Origin of the sequence: Halorhabdus rudnickae (genome assembly GCF_900880625.1) — an archaeon.
GTDB classification, from domain to species: domain Archaea; phylum Halobacteriota; class Halobacteria; order Halobacteriales; family Haloarculaceae; genus Halorhabdus; species Halorhabdus rudnickae.
Window position 1 is genome coordinate 1,784,617 of record NZ_CAAHFB010000001.1, and the last position, 12,797, is coordinate 1,797,413.

At 59.5% G+C, this 12,797-nt stretch carries 13 protein-coding genes and 2 pseudogenes; 9 read left to right on the plus strand and 6 right to left on the minus strand.

Annotated features, from left to right (window positions below; translation table 11 throughout):
- Positions 1–103: 103 nt before the first annotated feature.
- From BN2694_RS09020 to BN2694_RS09035, 4 genes are read left to right on the plus strand one after another with little or no spacing between them, the layout of a single operon-like run.
- Positions 104–637 (plus strand): universal stress protein, encoded by a 534-nt coding sequence (locus tag BN2694_RS09020; protein WP_135664206.1) that lies wholly within the window; start codon positions 104–106, stop codon positions 635–637.
- Positions 592–1,281: a potassium channel family protein gene (locus tag BN2694_RS09025; protein ID WP_135664208.1), complete on the plus strand. Its 690-nt coding sequence runs from the start codon at positions 592–594 to the stop codon at positions 1,279–1,281. The genes BN2694_RS09020 and BN2694_RS09025 overlap by 46 nt, the downstream gene beginning before the upstream one ends.
- 36 nt (positions 1,282–1,317) lie before the next feature.
- Positions 1,318–2,859, plus strand: coding sequence for a TrkH family potassium uptake protein (locus BN2694_RS09030; RefSeq protein ID WP_135664210.1), 1,542 nt, complete (start codon positions 1,318–1,320; stop codon positions 2,857–2,859).
- Complete coding sequence (locus BN2694_RS09035; protein ID WP_135664212.1) at positions 2,856–3,059, plus strand: hypothetical protein; 204 nt, start codon at positions 2,856–2,858, stop codon at positions 3,057–3,059. The genes BN2694_RS09030 and BN2694_RS09035 overlap by 4 nt, the downstream gene beginning before the upstream one ends.
- 49 nt (positions 3,060–3,108) lie before the next feature.
- Here the strand turns inward: BN2694_RS09035 and ilvD are convergent, their stop codons facing one another.
- From ilvD to BN2694_RS09050, 4 genes are all read right to left on the minus strand, one after another.
- Positions 3,109–4,848, minus strand: a complete 1,740-nt coding sequence (ilvD, locus tag BN2694_RS09040) for a dihydroxy-acid dehydratase (RefSeq protein ID WP_135664214.1) — start codon at positions 4,846–4,848, stop codon at positions 3,109–3,111.
- A gap of 156 nt (positions 4,849–5,004) precedes the next feature.
- The gene (locus BN2694_RS17410; RefSeq protein WP_210408932.1) at positions 5,005–5,172 is read right to left on the minus strand and encodes a DUF7504 family protein; all 168 of its coding nucleotides are present in this window, start codon (positions 5,170–5,172) and stop codon (positions 5,005–5,007) included.
- Between the two features lie 84 nt (positions 5,173–5,256).
- The gene (locus BN2694_RS17415; protein WP_210408933.1) at positions 5,257–5,433 is read right to left on the minus strand and encodes a hypothetical protein; all 177 of its coding nucleotides are present in this window, start codon (positions 5,431–5,433) and stop codon (positions 5,257–5,259) included.
- A 185-nt stretch (positions 5,434–5,618) separates the two neighbouring features.
- A complete protein-coding gene (locus tag BN2694_RS09050; RefSeq protein WP_135664216.1) occupies positions 5,619–6,371 on the minus strand; it encodes a DICT sensory domain-containing protein in 753 nt (250 codons plus the stop codon).
- A gap of 105 nt (positions 6,372–6,476) precedes the next feature.
- On the opposite strand from BN2694_RS09050, the pseudogene BN2694_RS09055 reads away from it, so the two are divergent.
- The 5 genes and pseudogenes from BN2694_RS09055 to BN2694_RS09070 all read left to right on the plus strand — a co-directional run bounded on the left by BN2694_RS09055 (position 6,477) and on the right by BN2694_RS09070 (position 10,225).
- Positions 6,477–7,069: pseudogene (locus BN2694_RS09055) on the plus strand (IS6 family transposase).
- A gap of 98 nt (positions 7,070–7,167) precedes the next feature.
- Positions 7,168–8,343 (plus strand): hypothetical protein, encoded by a 1,176-nt coding sequence (locus tag BN2694_RS09060; RefSeq protein ID WP_135664218.1) that lies wholly within the window; start codon positions 7,168–7,170, stop codon positions 8,341–8,343.
- Positions 8,340–8,837 (plus strand): hypothetical protein, encoded by a 498-nt coding sequence (locus tag BN2694_RS09065; protein WP_135664220.1) that lies wholly within the window; start codon positions 8,340–8,342, stop codon positions 8,835–8,837. The genes BN2694_RS09060 and BN2694_RS09065 overlap by 4 nt, the downstream gene beginning before the upstream one ends.
- A 180-nt stretch (positions 8,838–9,017) precedes the next feature.
- Positions 9,018–9,203, plus strand: a pseudogene (locus BN2694_RS17685) (IS6 family transposase); the annotation flags it as partial.
- A 56-nt stretch (positions 9,204–9,259) separates the two neighbouring features.
- Positions 9,260–10,225 (plus strand): beta-ribofuranosylaminobenzene 5'-phosphate synthase family protein, encoded by a 966-nt coding sequence (locus BN2694_RS09070; protein ID WP_135664222.1) that lies wholly within the window; start codon positions 9,260–9,262, stop codon positions 10,223–10,225.
- A gap of 27 nt (positions 10,226–10,252) precedes the next feature.
- On the opposite strand, the gene BN2694_RS09075 is transcribed toward BN2694_RS09070, so the two are convergent.
- Positions 10,253–10,456, minus strand: coding sequence for a dodecin (locus tag BN2694_RS09075; RefSeq protein ID WP_135664224.1), 204 nt, complete (start codon positions 10,454–10,456; stop codon positions 10,253–10,255).
- Positions 10,457–10,558: 102 nt separating this feature from the next.
- Positions 10,559–12,625: an excinuclease ABC subunit UvrB gene (uvrB, locus tag BN2694_RS09080; protein WP_135664226.1), complete on the minus strand. Its 2,067-nt coding sequence runs from the start codon at positions 12,623–12,625 to the stop codon at positions 10,559–10,561.
- Between the last annotated feature and the right edge of the window lie 172 nt (positions 12,626–12,797).

The window sequence follows — 12,797 nt, forward strand, 5'->3', positions numbered from 1 at the left end:
TATTAGCCGGTCCAGTCTGTTGGGTTCAGATATGACCGCCCGATCCGACGTGACGATACGGATACCGAGAGTCGGAACGTCTTCGAGGCAGGTGGGGTGAGTCATGACAGACTCGATGACAGCCCATCTCGTCGCTCCGGTCGCCGGCGAGGAAGACGCCCGTGTCACGGCAGCGAGCGCTCACGCTCACGGTGGGGACGCCGAGATCGTCGCCGCCACCGACGGAGCGTCCCTGACGCTGGTGAACGTCCAGCTGCCGGCCGAGGAAGAAGACGCTGCGTCGCCGGTCGAACAGGGAGAGGCACTGATCGAGCAACTCATCGAGCGCACCGAATTGACCGAGACGACCTACGAGACTCGCGTCGTCGTCGAGGAGGACACCGAAGCGGCGATCCTCGAGACAGCAACCGAATACGATACGGTCTGTGTGGGCGCGATGCGGGAAAGCGCGCTGACCCAGGCGCTGTTCGGCTCGTTGCCGTGGCACCTCGGGACCGAACTCGATCGGACAGTCGTCGTCGCGCGCGGATCGGAACGCTCACCAATGTCGATCAGAGACGCTTTCATCAAACGACTGGAGGGTAAGCCAGCATGTACATCATCATCGTCGGCGCAGGCGACATCGGTACACCACTGATCAACATCGCGACGCGATCGGGCAACGAAGTCGTCGTCATCGAACGCAACGAAGAACGAGCCAACCGAGCGGCCGATCAGTTCGATTGTCTCGTCCTCAACGCGGACGCGACGACAAGCGCGACACTGGAGGATGCCGGGGCCGACCGGGCCGACGCCATCATCTCGACGACCGACCGTGACGCGACGAACATCATGGTCTGTCTGCTCGCCCAGGAGTACGACATTCCGGCGATCCTCTCGGTGGTTCATACACCCGAACACATGAACCTCTTCGAGCAGATCGGCGTCAACACGATGGAAAACCCCCAGGAACTCATCGCCGAGTATCTCTACCGGGCCGTCGCTCGGCCCGCGATCGTCGATTACATGCGCATCGGCGAGGAGGCTGAGGTTTTCGAGATCACCGTCACCGAAAGCGCCTCGATCGCCGGCAAAACGCTTCAGGAAACCGCCGAAGAGGGACTGCTCTCCCAGGACGTCCTCGTCGTCGCCATCGAACGAGACGGCGCCAGCGAACCGATCACCCCACGCGGGACCACGACAATCCACCCGGGTGACCTCCTGACGGTCTACTCGGCCGTCGGTGCCGAGCCGGAGATCACGGACATCTTCGGGCACTACGAGGATCGGACGGTCGAGTGACCGGATGGGTCACACCTCAATAGACACCACACAGCTATGAACGGAACGACGGCGACAGTCGCACGCGATCTGGGTCGGATCCTCGAAGCACTCGGCGGGATGATGGCCGTCTCGATCGTCGTGCCGATCGCCTGGGGTGAATGGTTCGGTGCCGTCGCCTTCGGGGCCTCGGCATTCGTCCCGGTGGCTGCCGGCTACCTGCTGCACCATCGCTTCGCCGACGCCGACTCGCCCTCGCGTCTACACGGGATGGTCGTCGCGGCCACGGGCTGGCTACTGGTCGGCGTGTTCGGCTCGCTCCCGTTCCTACTGATCGCGTGGGGCGTCCACCTCGATCTGCCGACGGCCTTCGACGGAACGTCAACGCTTGCGGCCTTCCAGAATCCGCTCAATTCGATCTTCGAGAGCATGAGCGGCTTCACCGGAACCGGCCTGACGATGACCGACAACGAGGAAGTACTCCCGCGGACGCTGCAGTGGTGGCGGACGTTCATCGAGTGGATCGGCGGGGTCGGTGTGATCGTCCTCACCACGGCGATCCTCGCTCGTCCCGGCAGCGGGTCGCTGACGCTCTACGAGAGCGAGGCCCGATCGGAGAAGATCCATCCGAGCATCGTCTCGACGGTCCGGACGATCTGGTGGATCTTCCTCCTGTTTACGTTCGTCTCGATCCTGACCCTGTTCGCGGCCGGAATGCCGATCTGGGATGCCATCAACCACGCTATGACCGGTCTCGCGACCGGTGGGTTCTCAATCACGGATAACTCGATTGCGACGTACGACAGCGCCATCATCGATACGGCCCTGATCCCGATTATGCTGTTGGGATCGATCGCCTTCCCCGTCCACTACCTCATTCTACAGGGCGACCTGCGGAACTTCTATGCCGACCTCCAGACTCGCTGGGTGTTCATCTACATGAGTGCCGGGTCGGCGTTGCTGTGGGCGTTCCTGTACGTCGGTCCCTACGACTCCCCACTATCGGCGATACGGTATGGTGCCTTTCAGTTCGTCTCCGCTGCGACCTGTACAGGCTTTCAGACGGCCGTCGACGCGACAAACGTTGCACTCGGGGCCTGGCCGGCCCAAGCGCAGTTGCTGGTCGCCTTTGGCATGTTCGTCGGCGGGGCGGCCGGGTCGACCGTCGGCGGGATCAAAATAATTCGCGGGCTGACCCTGATCAAGGGGATTCAGTATCACGTTGCCGATGTTTTCTATCCGGACAGCGCCGTCCGTCGGCTCAAAATCAACGATCGACGCCTGACCGAGACAGAAGCCAACCGGGAGTTCGTCGAGGCAACGATCATTACCGCACTCTGGACGACGTTTCTCGTGGTCGGGACCGTCCTGTTGCTCGTCATCCTGCCCGCCGAGAAATTCTCACTGGCTAATGCATTCTTCGAGGTCGCAAGTGCCCAGGGCAACGTCGGTCTCTCGGCCGGTATCACCGGGCCAGAGTCGCTTCCCGCGGTCGGGAAAGCCGCCTTCCTCGGCCACATGTGGATCGGGCGGCTGGAGATCATCCCGATCCTCGTCGCGCTGCGGACGCTGTTCAAGCGTGGAGGGATGTACCCATGAACGTCCGGGATTTACCGATCGTCAACATTGTCTGTGAGTATGGGGCCCAGGACAGTGTCTTCGATTCGTTGCTGTTGGTTGGGCCAGTGCTCGTCGTACTGATCGCGACGCTCGGACGGTCGATCGTCACTGAACTGCTCGCACTCGCGTACGTCGCTGTTTTTCTGATCACCGTGTTGTATCGTAGCAGAGGCGGCTGATCTGAGCCAGACCGGGCCGAGCAATCGCTGTCTCCGGCCACGTGGTTCGTCACTCTCGGTTGACGCCAGGATTGCTCACCGCACCGTTGGCCGCCGAGTCGAAATCCCGGTGGTACTTCGCCAGCACACCACTTTCGTAGGTCGGCTCGGGATCGTCTCGCTCGTCGAGTCGCTGTTCGATCTCGGCGTCGCTCAGGTCGACATCTAGCGTCCGGTCGGGGATGTCCACGGTCACGGTGTCGCCGTCTTCGAGTGCGCCGATCGGCCCGCCGACGAAACTCTCGGGGGCGACATGGCCGATCATCGGCCCCCGCGTCCCACCCGAGAAACGGCCGTCAGTGAGCAGCGCAACGTCGTCCTCGTGGCCCTGGCCAACCACGGCGGCGGTGACGCCGAGCATCTCCCGCATGCCGGGACCACCCTTCGGCCCCTCACCCCGGATGACGATCACGTCACCCGATTCGATGTGGTCCTCCTGGACGTATTCCATGGCTTCCTCCTCGTTCTCGAAGATACGAGCCGGGCCCTGGTGGTGGAACTCGTCGTTGCCGGTCGCTTTCAGGACCGCGCCGTCGGGCGCGAGATTCCCGGTGAGGATCTTGATCGCACCTTCTGGCTCCTTGGGCGCGTCGATGGGATAGAGGAAGTCGGCGTCGATCTCACTCTCAGGTGGCAGTCGACCCTGCTCCTCTAAGTACTCGATCTCCTCGGCCAGTGTGCGGCCGGTGATCGTCATCGCGTCGCCGTGAAGCAGGTCGGCTTCGAGCAATCGGCGGAGGACGACCGGCACGCCGCCGATCTCGTGGAGGTCGTTCATCACCTTCTCGCCGCCGGGCTGGAGGTCGGCGATTTTGGGCGTCCGCCGGGAAATCTCGTCGAAGTCTTCGATGTCCAACTCGATACCGGCCTCGGCGGCCATCGCAAGCAGGTGGAGCACGGCATTGGTCGACCCGCCGATCGCCGTCTGGAGGGCAATGGCGTTCTCGAAGGACTCCCGAGAGAGGATCTCGGAGGGGCGGCGACGCTCCTCGATGACCTCGACGACTAACTCGCCGGTCTCGCGGGCGACATCATAGCGACTCTCATCCTCGGCAGGCGGGGAGGCACTCCCGAGCGGGGCAAGTCCGAGAACCTCAGAGATGGAGGCCATCGTGTTGGCGGTGAACATCCCGCCGCAGGCTCCCGCACCGGGACAGGCGTTGCGTTCGAGGTCGTCGAGTTCTTCGTCGTCCATGTCGCCGGTGGCGTGGGCACCCACGCCCTCGAAGACCTGGACGATGGTCACGTCCCGACCCTCGTGTTCGCCGGGCATGATCGACCCGCCATAGAGGAAGACGCTCGGCAGGTCCGTTCGGATCATCGCCATCATCATCCCGGGCATGTTCTTGTCGCAGCCGCCGATCGTCACGAGACCGTCGACGCGCTCACCGAAAGCGACCAGTTCGACGGAATCGGCGATAACTTCCCGGGAGATGAGCGAGGCCTTCATCCCCTCGGTACCCATCGAGATGGCGTCGCTGATGGTGATGGTCCCGAACTCGACGGGCATGCCGCCGGCCTCGTCAGTCCCATTCCAGGCCGTCTCGGCGACATCGTCTAAATGGACGTTACAGGGCGTGATGTCCGCCGCGGGGTTTGCGATCCCCACCAGCGGCGAGTCGAAGTCGGCATCGTCGTAGCCCATCGCGCGGAACATCGCCCGATGGGGCGCCTTGTCGGCCCCTTCCGTGACGTCTGTGCTCGGAAGGTCCTCGTCTTTGTTGCGAGAGAACCTATCGTCGTTAGACATGCTCTAGGGGAGTCCCGCAGCGAGTAAAAAGGGCCCGGTGGATCGGATTGTCGCCGATATCGCACTCCGGTACCGTATCAGGACAGCGAGAACGGTTGCCAGCCGCTGGGCTGATCCGGTAGTCAACGAACACGCAATCCCCCGTCGGCGTCGTCGCTATCGTATTCGCACTTCGATCCGGCCGTCGGCGACCTGCCCGAGCGTGTTGACGGTGCGCTCGTCATGAGAGCGATCGATCACGAAGACGCCGATCGCCCCGGAGCTGTCGATACGTCCCGAGATCGCCTGGGCGAATCGGAAGAGTTTGCGCAGATCGACGGACAACGCCAGCGAGGAGAGGCTTATCAGGCCAGTCCGGACACGATCCTCGGCGGCCGCAGCGTACAGCAGCTCGTACAGCGCCGAGAACTACATCCCGACGCCGGTGAGATCGCTCTGGATCGAGACGGATTTGACCTCGGCGTCAGGCACGGTACCTGCGGTCTCGACGCCGAGATCAAGGTCGGTAAGCTCCGAGCGGAAGGTTTCGGCGGTGGCCTCACGGACGGCCACGTCGCCATCGACACAGAGAATCCGGTCGGTCATTGGTTGTATACCACCCGCGGCAAGAAGAATATACTTACTGGCCCGGCAGTCAACGGCGAAAACGGAGTACCCAGATCGCCGATCCGCGGTCGAATGTGCCGGGCAACCGGGCGATTGCGTGTTCCATCGACGGGCTCACGCTGTCGGCGGTCGCCCCGCGTCGGCAACGCGAGTGCGGGAAGCGGCTATCCGGATCGGGGATGTGTCCGATCGGCCGAGAGATAGGCCGTTTCCAGATGGTCGAGGATGCTGTCGACAATGGTCGGGTCATACGTCCAAGCCCCGTAGAACGATCGCGATTCGCGTTCCTCAGCGAGTATGGCGCTCTTCTGGGAATCCGTCCCGCCGCCGTCGAAGACGACGAACCAGGTTTCAGCGATCTCTGCGTTGTCGACAGAGTGGACAGTGACACCGTCGAGATCGGGCGGTGGCTGGTCAGGCGTGCCATAGGTGTGCACGTCAAGGCCACGGGCCGCGATATCAGTGTAGATCGACGCCTCCCCGGCCAGCATCGACAGCTGCTGGAAGCCAGCATGAATGGTCCCCTCACCGACCCGCCGAGCGCGGTCCTCAATCTCTCGAGACGTGTAGAGCATCTGTTCAGTGTCGTAGGCAGTGAACGTCGTCTCCTTGAGATGACCGAGGATGGGTTCGTAGTTCATATCCGCGACGCCCGTCGTGTCCTGATCGGTTGCTACCCCATCGAGGAGTTCCCGCAACGTCCAGAGATGGACCATCGAGAGGACTGTGTCTCGATTGCTGAGGACGGCGAGGTCTTCAGGCCGTCCGGACGCAGTGGTAACAGCGTCGATATGGACGTTTTGGGACTGAAAGTACTCTCTGAGTTCCGCGACGATTTGCTCGTCGGAACTGCAATTGAATACGATGAGTTCTTTCTCGTGGTCATTGATCGCTTCGAGAATCTGTGTGAGTGTCATTATGAAACGGGTATGTGGCAGACCGGCATATAAGTACGGCCCTGACCGGAGGCGGTGTTCAGATACAGATTGAAGAGTGAGACGTGCTATTTCTCAAAGAGATATTTGCCCAAAAACGTACGCCTCAGCCATAGTATCGACCAGGTTGACGTAGATTTGTGGAGCGAGAAGCGACACCGCGATTTCTGGTGTAGCTCAGTATTCAGTTGCATCTTGCTGGATTAGAGCTTTCAAATACGATGCCTATTCTTGAGGCATTCGGTGTCGAACGTGCGCGGTCGACTGTTCATAATCGGGTCCACAAAGCAGATCTACAGTCCGGGGATGGACAGAACCCAGATCACGTTGCGGTTGACGAAACCGTGACCGATCGGCAGTGAGCAGTATTGGCTGTACGCCGCCATCGATCCAGAAACAAACGAATTGCTTTATACAACGGTGAACCGGCCCGAAATTCGGCTCTTGCACACGCGTTCTTTCACGAGCTGCGTGAGACACACGATGTTGACGACGCAATGGTTCACATCGACGGATCGCACTCGTTGAAAGACACCTGTAACACTCAAGGCCCCGATTTCAGATGTGAACGCGGCGGAAATCGAAACGGATTCAAACACGTATTTCGTGAGAGAAAGAATAGAAGCCCTTCGTTCTCAAACTGTGTTAGCTACGTCAGTCCAGAAACAGCAGGCGATTGACTCAGATCCTTTCGCACTCGCATAGAACCAGGTATCTAAACACCATCTCGAAATAAAACCAAATAATATATATGAATTGGACTGATTGGCCGACATGTATGGCAAAAAATAGAGATTATGGAAGCAGTATTGGTAGAAGAACATTGCTAAAAAACATGGGCATCAGTGGGTTATTGGGATTAACTGGGGTTAGTATCAGCCGCCCTGCAGTAGGGTCGACACAATCACAAATTGGTGACGGTGTTACGGATCGTTCGCTACTTGCAGGAATAAACGATCCAAAATGGACTGAAAATGAAAAGGTGGAACAAAACGTAGGTAATAATACCAGTGTAACAGTGGGGTACATGGGTAGCGAATTAGATACGGTGTACGATGATGATAATAACGAGTGGGTGGAATATTGGAAACATCGGTTTGATCTTTCGAACATCGGTCACTCGGCCCCCTTAGGTAGCGACAAAACCTATAACATAGGTGAACAATGGTTCAAGTGTGGGCCTGCCTATCCGGACTATGATCCAGAAGATCCGATCAAGTTTTATGATGTTCCGGTGGCTGGTGCCTGTGCGTGGCCAAATCCTCCAGGTGGTAACTGGAGTGAAGTCATTAAAGAAATAGTAGAAAAAGCAGCTACAGAAGCAAATCAGATTGTTAATCTGGCCCACACAGCAAGCACAATCTATAACGCATATCAAGAAAAATCCTTCAATTCTGAAGGCCCGGATTCAATCAAGTTGAAGAAAGACTATAACGCTGTGAAGAGAAACGAATCATCACACAGTGTTCATTTCTCGATACACACGGTTCCTGGTGGGTATAATACTGCCAAGATTGAGAGTGGTATTTCATATGGAGGGGGCTCAGATGAAGCTAGTGTAGAATTCAAAGTTGATATTACTGATGATACCGTCACACCTCTCACGAAATCAGAAGGTTCGTCAACCAACATACAATCTAGTTTGCGCTCCCGATTTGATCAAATGAGCCAAGATGAATTGGACGAAATTGGTGTTATGAGAGTATACAAATCAGATCTTGAAAAGCTACTAAAGAAACTCAAAAAGGAGCGTCGGCGTAACAAACAACACCCAAGTAAGATTCAGGAAGATGCTGAGAAAATTGATAGAGAGATATACTCTGTGAAGCAAGCGAAACAAAGACTTGATTTCGAACCCGACGGACATACATATATAAAGACACAGTCGATGAATGTAGATATAAAGAAGGAAAAATCTGATTCAGACATCGCAAGAACACAATCCACAAGATGAATCGCCGTTCGGTTATCGCATCGCTCGGAGGAGCAATCACGATCGGTACTTCTGGATGTGTGCATCTGAACTTCCTACAGAACACCCATAGACTCTGGTTCGTTCGCCTCAATCGCGCATGGGAAGGAACGGTTGAAGTCGATGCACGAATCAAGCGCAACGGGACCGTCGTCCACGAGTCTAGCTACGAAGTTCCTGGTATCGAGGAAAGCGACAAGGGAGACGAAGAACCCATGGAATGGGCTGGTACGAGCCGGAAATTAATTCAATCGAAATGGGATACCGCTCCTGCTGTGTTTACCGTCGAAAGTAAACTGTCCGACAACGATGATTGGGTTACAGACTCGTTCTCTAACGTCGAGTCGACACATATTGGAGCGACAGTGGACATTGTCGGTCCTGGCGTAGCGGGCATCAAACCACACGAATTCGACTCTGAAACAGAAGTACAGCAGTTCCTCGATCAAGTAACACCACCCAATGTAGAGCATTGACGGAAAGCCCCTGGACATTATCGCCATATGGAATATGGGTGCAAACGCTAAGCAAATATAAGATATAAGTTTTGAGTTAACCGAGCTAGATGATTCTGGACTCGGCATGCTTGATTCGCTGAGGAGAAAGCGTGTATCTACACTATAAGAATCAGGGGGGTTCGGGTATTTCCGAGAGGATCTTGCAACCAACATGGCCTCGATTTCAGAGACGAACGTCGTCGAAATCGAAACAGCCCCGAACATCCACTTCGTGGGGTAAAACACAGAACCGCTTCATTCTCACACGGTTTCAGCCAGGCCGCTGCAGAAACAGCAGACGAGTCGGTCAGGTCCGTCGCATTCGCATGGAACCAGCGTATCTGAACACTACCTGCCCAGGAGAGGTGCCTTCAAGACCCTGCTGGCGCAATCGGTATACCATGAGTCGGGTGTCAATCGGGGCTCGACTGCACGCGGGCTTTCAGAACCTCTCGCTGGCGCGCGATCGCCTCTATGGCGGCATCGGCTGGGCCATCGACGAGCCACAGCTGGTAGTGAACGCGGATCGAGCCGACAGTCTCGTCTGTCCGGACGACGCAGTCGAGCCGTATGCCCGCCGAGCGATCGACGCACTAAGCGTCCCCGGGGCCGAGATCAGTGTCGAGCGCCGCTACGACCGCCACGCCGGGCTGGGCAGCGGAACCCGCCTCGCAGTGGCCGCATTGGTGGGAGTTGCCGACGCCTACGATCTCGATGTCGCGGTGCGCGAACGGGCTCCCGACCTCGGCCGGGGCGGACGAAGCGGCGTCGGGATCGCCACCTTTCTCGAGGGGGGATTCGTCGTCGACGGCGGTCACCCGACCGAACGGTTCACCCACAGCCCCCCGGAGACCGGCACTTGGACCACGCCGCCGGTCGTCGCCCGCCACCCGATCCCCGAGTCCTGGCAGTTCGTCCTGGTCACGCCGACGATCGACGCCGGCCAGCACGGGAGCAACGAGGACGCGAGCATGCGCTCGATCGTCGAGCAGGCCGACCCGGGGATCGCCGACGAGATCGCCCCGCTGGTGACCCAGCGACTCCTGCCCGCGATCGCCGAGGGGGATCGCCGGACCTTCGGTGCGGCGATCACCCGGCTCGGTCGGCTCAATGGCGCCTGGTACGCGGACGAACAGGGCGGTGTCTATCGCCCGCCGGCCGGCCGGCTCGTCGAGGCACTCTCAGCCGTCGACGGCGTCGACGGCGTCGGCCAGTCATCGTGGGGGCCAACGGTCTATGCGATCACCGGGGTCGAGTGGGTCGATCGCGTTCGGGAGACGGCCCAGGAGGCCCTCGAAACAGTCGGTGTCGAAGGCGACATCCGTGCGGTCGGGCCGGACAATCGCGGGTTTACTCTCGAAGCGTGAGCCCCACCCCACGGCGGTGACTGGTCGCTACTCGGGAGATTCGAGTTCGAAGGCGACCTCCAGTTCGACCTGGTACTCTCGTTGGTCACCCGCGAGTTCGACGCCCTGCTCGGTGACGTCCGCCCACTTCACGTTCTCGAGGGTTTCCTCTGCGCGGTCGATCGCGTTGTCGGCCGCGTCGTCGAAACTGTCGGTGGATGCCCCACGGAGGATGACCTTCTTGAAGACCATGTGAACAGTTCGTCCCGTGGATGGATAAACCTGTTTGCAGCAAATGTAGGCCCAGACTCGGAGTTGTGTGAGACGACCGACGTCGAAAGTCCCGAAACGGTCTCAGAACTCGTCGGGGCCGGGCGCAGGCACGCCTTCCTCCTCCGGCCCGTCGGGCCCGTCCAGGTTGTACTCCTCGCGCAACTCCCGGATACGGTCCCGGATGTCCGCCGCGAGTTCGAACTCGAGGTTGTCCGCCGCTTCCTGCATCCGCTCCTGTAAGTCCTCGATAAGGCGTGCCGCGGTCTCTTCGTCCTCGGGATCGGCCGTCGCCGAGCCGCCGGTGTCGGTCTTGCTGCCCGGCAAATTCGTCTCGCCGATAGCCTTCTCGATGGTCGTCGGCTCGTGGCCGTGTTCCTCGTTGTACTCTCGTTGAATTCGCCGGCGACGCTTCGTCTCCTCGATAGCTGCCTCCATAGCGTCGCTTGGATCGTCGGCATAGAGCACGACTTTGCCATTGACGTTGCGGGCGGCCCGTCCCATGGTCTGGACCAGCGTCGTCTCACTCCGGAGAAACCCTTCCTGATCGGCGTCGAGAATGGCCACGAGACTGACCTCGGGGATGTCCAAGCCCTCACGAAGGAGGTTGATTCCCACCAGCACGTCGAACTCGCCGGCTCGAAGCCCGCGGACGAGTTCGTGCCGTTCCAGTGTATCGGTCTCGTCGTGCATGTACTCGACGGCGACGCCCGCCTCCTCGAGGTACTCGGTGAGATCTTCGGCCATGCGCTTGGTCAGTGTCGTGACCAGCGCCCGCTCGTCGTCGGGCAGCGCGTCCAGTCGATCCATCAGATCGTCGACCTGCGACTCGGCGGGACTCACTTCTATTTCCGGGTCGACCAGGTAGGTCGGCCGGACGATCTGTTCGACCACCTGGTCGCTTTCCTCGCGCTCGTAGTCACCCGGCGTCGCGGACACGTGCAGTGTCTGATCGGTCTTTTCCTCGAACTCCTCGAAGGTAAGGGGGCGATTGTCGTAGGCCGTCGGAAGGCGAAATCCGTTTTCGACCAGCGAATCCTTCCGGGACTTATCACCCGCGTACTGGCCGCGGATCTGGGGGATCGTCTGATGGGACTCGTCGACGACCGTCAGGAAGTCATCGGGGAAGTAATCCAGCAGTGTGTAGGGCGCTTCCCCGGACTCCCGATCAGAGAGGTGGACGGAGTAGTTCTCGATGCCCGAGCAGTAGCCGGTCTCTTCGAGCATCTCCAGATCGAAGGTCGTCCGCTCCTCGATGCGCTGGGCGGCCACGAGGTCACCCTGCCGTTCGAAGTACGAGACTCGCTGTTCCATCAACTCCTCGATCTCCTCGATCGCATCTTCGAGTCGCCGTTCGGGGATCGAATAGTGCTCGGCAGGGTGGATCAAGGCGGCGGGTTCTTCGCTCTTGAGGTCGCCTTCCAGGGGATCGAGCTTCGAGATGCGGTCGATCTCGTCGCCCCAGAACTCCACCCGGAGGGCGTAGCGACCGTACATCGGGTAGATCTCGACGGTGTCCCCGCGCACGCGGAACGTGCCGTGGGTGAAGTCGACGTCGTTGCGCTCGTAGTTCAGATCGACGAGGCGGCCGAGCAACTCGTCGCGGTCGATCGCCTGGCCCCGCTCCAGGCGCAGCGACATGTCGACGTAGTTGGCCGGGTCCCCGAGGCCGTAGATCGCCGAGACGCTGGCGACGACGATGACGTCCTCGCGTGTCAGAAGAGAACGGGTCGCCGAGTGGCGTAGCCGGTCGATCTCGTCGTTGATCGAGGCGTCCTTCTCGATGTACTTGTCGGTCTGCTCGACGTATGCTTCGGGCTGGTAATAATCGTAGTAGGAGACGAAATATTCGACGGCATTGTTCGGGAACAGTTCGCGGAACTCCTCGTAGAGCTGTGCCGCCAGCGTCTTGTTGTGGGCGATGACCAGCGTCGGCTGTTGGATCTCCTCGATGACCCACGAGACGGTATTCGTCTTGCCGGAGCCAGTGACTCCGAGGAGGGTCTGTTTGTCCTGGCCCGAGCGATAGCCTTCGGCGAGTTGCTCGATGGCGTCGGGCTGGTCGCCTGCGGGCTCGAAGGGCGCGTCGACGCGGAACTCGCTTTCGGCGTCCGGTCGGTCGGGCGAGAGGGGGCCACTGGTGTCGCTCATTGTGTCAGTGGTAACCGCTTGGGCTACTTGACCGCCTCGCTCGCTTCGACCGTGTGGTCGCGTTGTCGCTCGCAACGTCAGCAGGACGACTGTCTCAGCAATCGGGTGTCTCCCCTACACCGGCCCCGCCCAGGCGAGACCGACGTCAGCCGGACGAACGCCAATGATATTC

What these genes read in the sequence shown, in the direction of transcription:
- BN2694_RS17415 (WP_210408933.1), bottom strand. Translation starts at nt 5,433, where the DNA reads ATGACCGACCGGATTCTCTGTGTCGATGGCGACGTGGCCGTCCGTGAG.
- BN2694_RS09050 (WP_135664216.1), bottom strand. Translation starts at nt 6,371, where the DNA reads ATGACACTCACACAGATTCTCGAAGCGATCAATGACCACGAGAAAGAA.
- BN2694_RS09035 (WP_135664212.1), top strand. Translation starts at nt 2,856, where the DNA reads ATGAACGTCCGGGATTTACCGATCGTCAACATTGTCTGTGAGTATGGG.
- BN2694_RS09070 (WP_135664222.1), top strand. Translation starts at nt 9,260, where the DNA reads ATGAGTCGGGTGTCAATCGGGGCTCGACTGCACGCGGGCTTTCAGAAC.
- uvrB (WP_135664226.1), bottom strand. Translation starts at nt 12,625, where the DNA reads ATGAGCGACACCAGTGGCCCCCTCTCGCCCGACCGACCGGACGCCGAA.
- BN2694_RS09065 (WP_135664220.1), top strand. Translation starts at nt 8,340, where the DNA reads ATGAATCGCCGTTCGGTTATCGCATCGCTCGGAGGAGCAATCACGATC.
- BN2694_RS09025 (WP_135664208.1), top strand. Translation starts at nt 592, where the DNA reads ATGTACATCATCATCGTCGGCGCAGGCGACATCGGTACACCACTGATC.
- BN2694_RS09030 (WP_135664210.1), top strand. Translation starts at nt 1,318, where the DNA reads ATGAACGGAACGACGGCGACAGTCGCACGCGATCTGGGTCGGATCCTC.
- BN2694_RS09020 (WP_135664206.1), top strand. Translation starts at nt 104, where the DNA reads ATGACAGACTCGATGACAGCCCATCTCGTCGCTCCGGTCGCCGGCGAG.
- BN2694_RS09060 (WP_135664218.1), top strand. Translation starts at nt 7,168, where the DNA reads ATGGCAAAAAATAGAGATTATGGAAGCAGTATTGGTAGAAGAACATTG.
- BN2694_RS09075 (WP_135664224.1), bottom strand. Translation starts at nt 10,456, where the DNA reads ATGGTCTTCAAGAAGGTCATCCTCCGTGGGGCATCCACCGACAGTTTC.
- ilvD (WP_135664214.1), bottom strand. Translation starts at nt 4,848, where the DNA reads ATGTCTAACGACGATAGGTTCTCTCGCAACAAAGACGAGGACCTTCCG.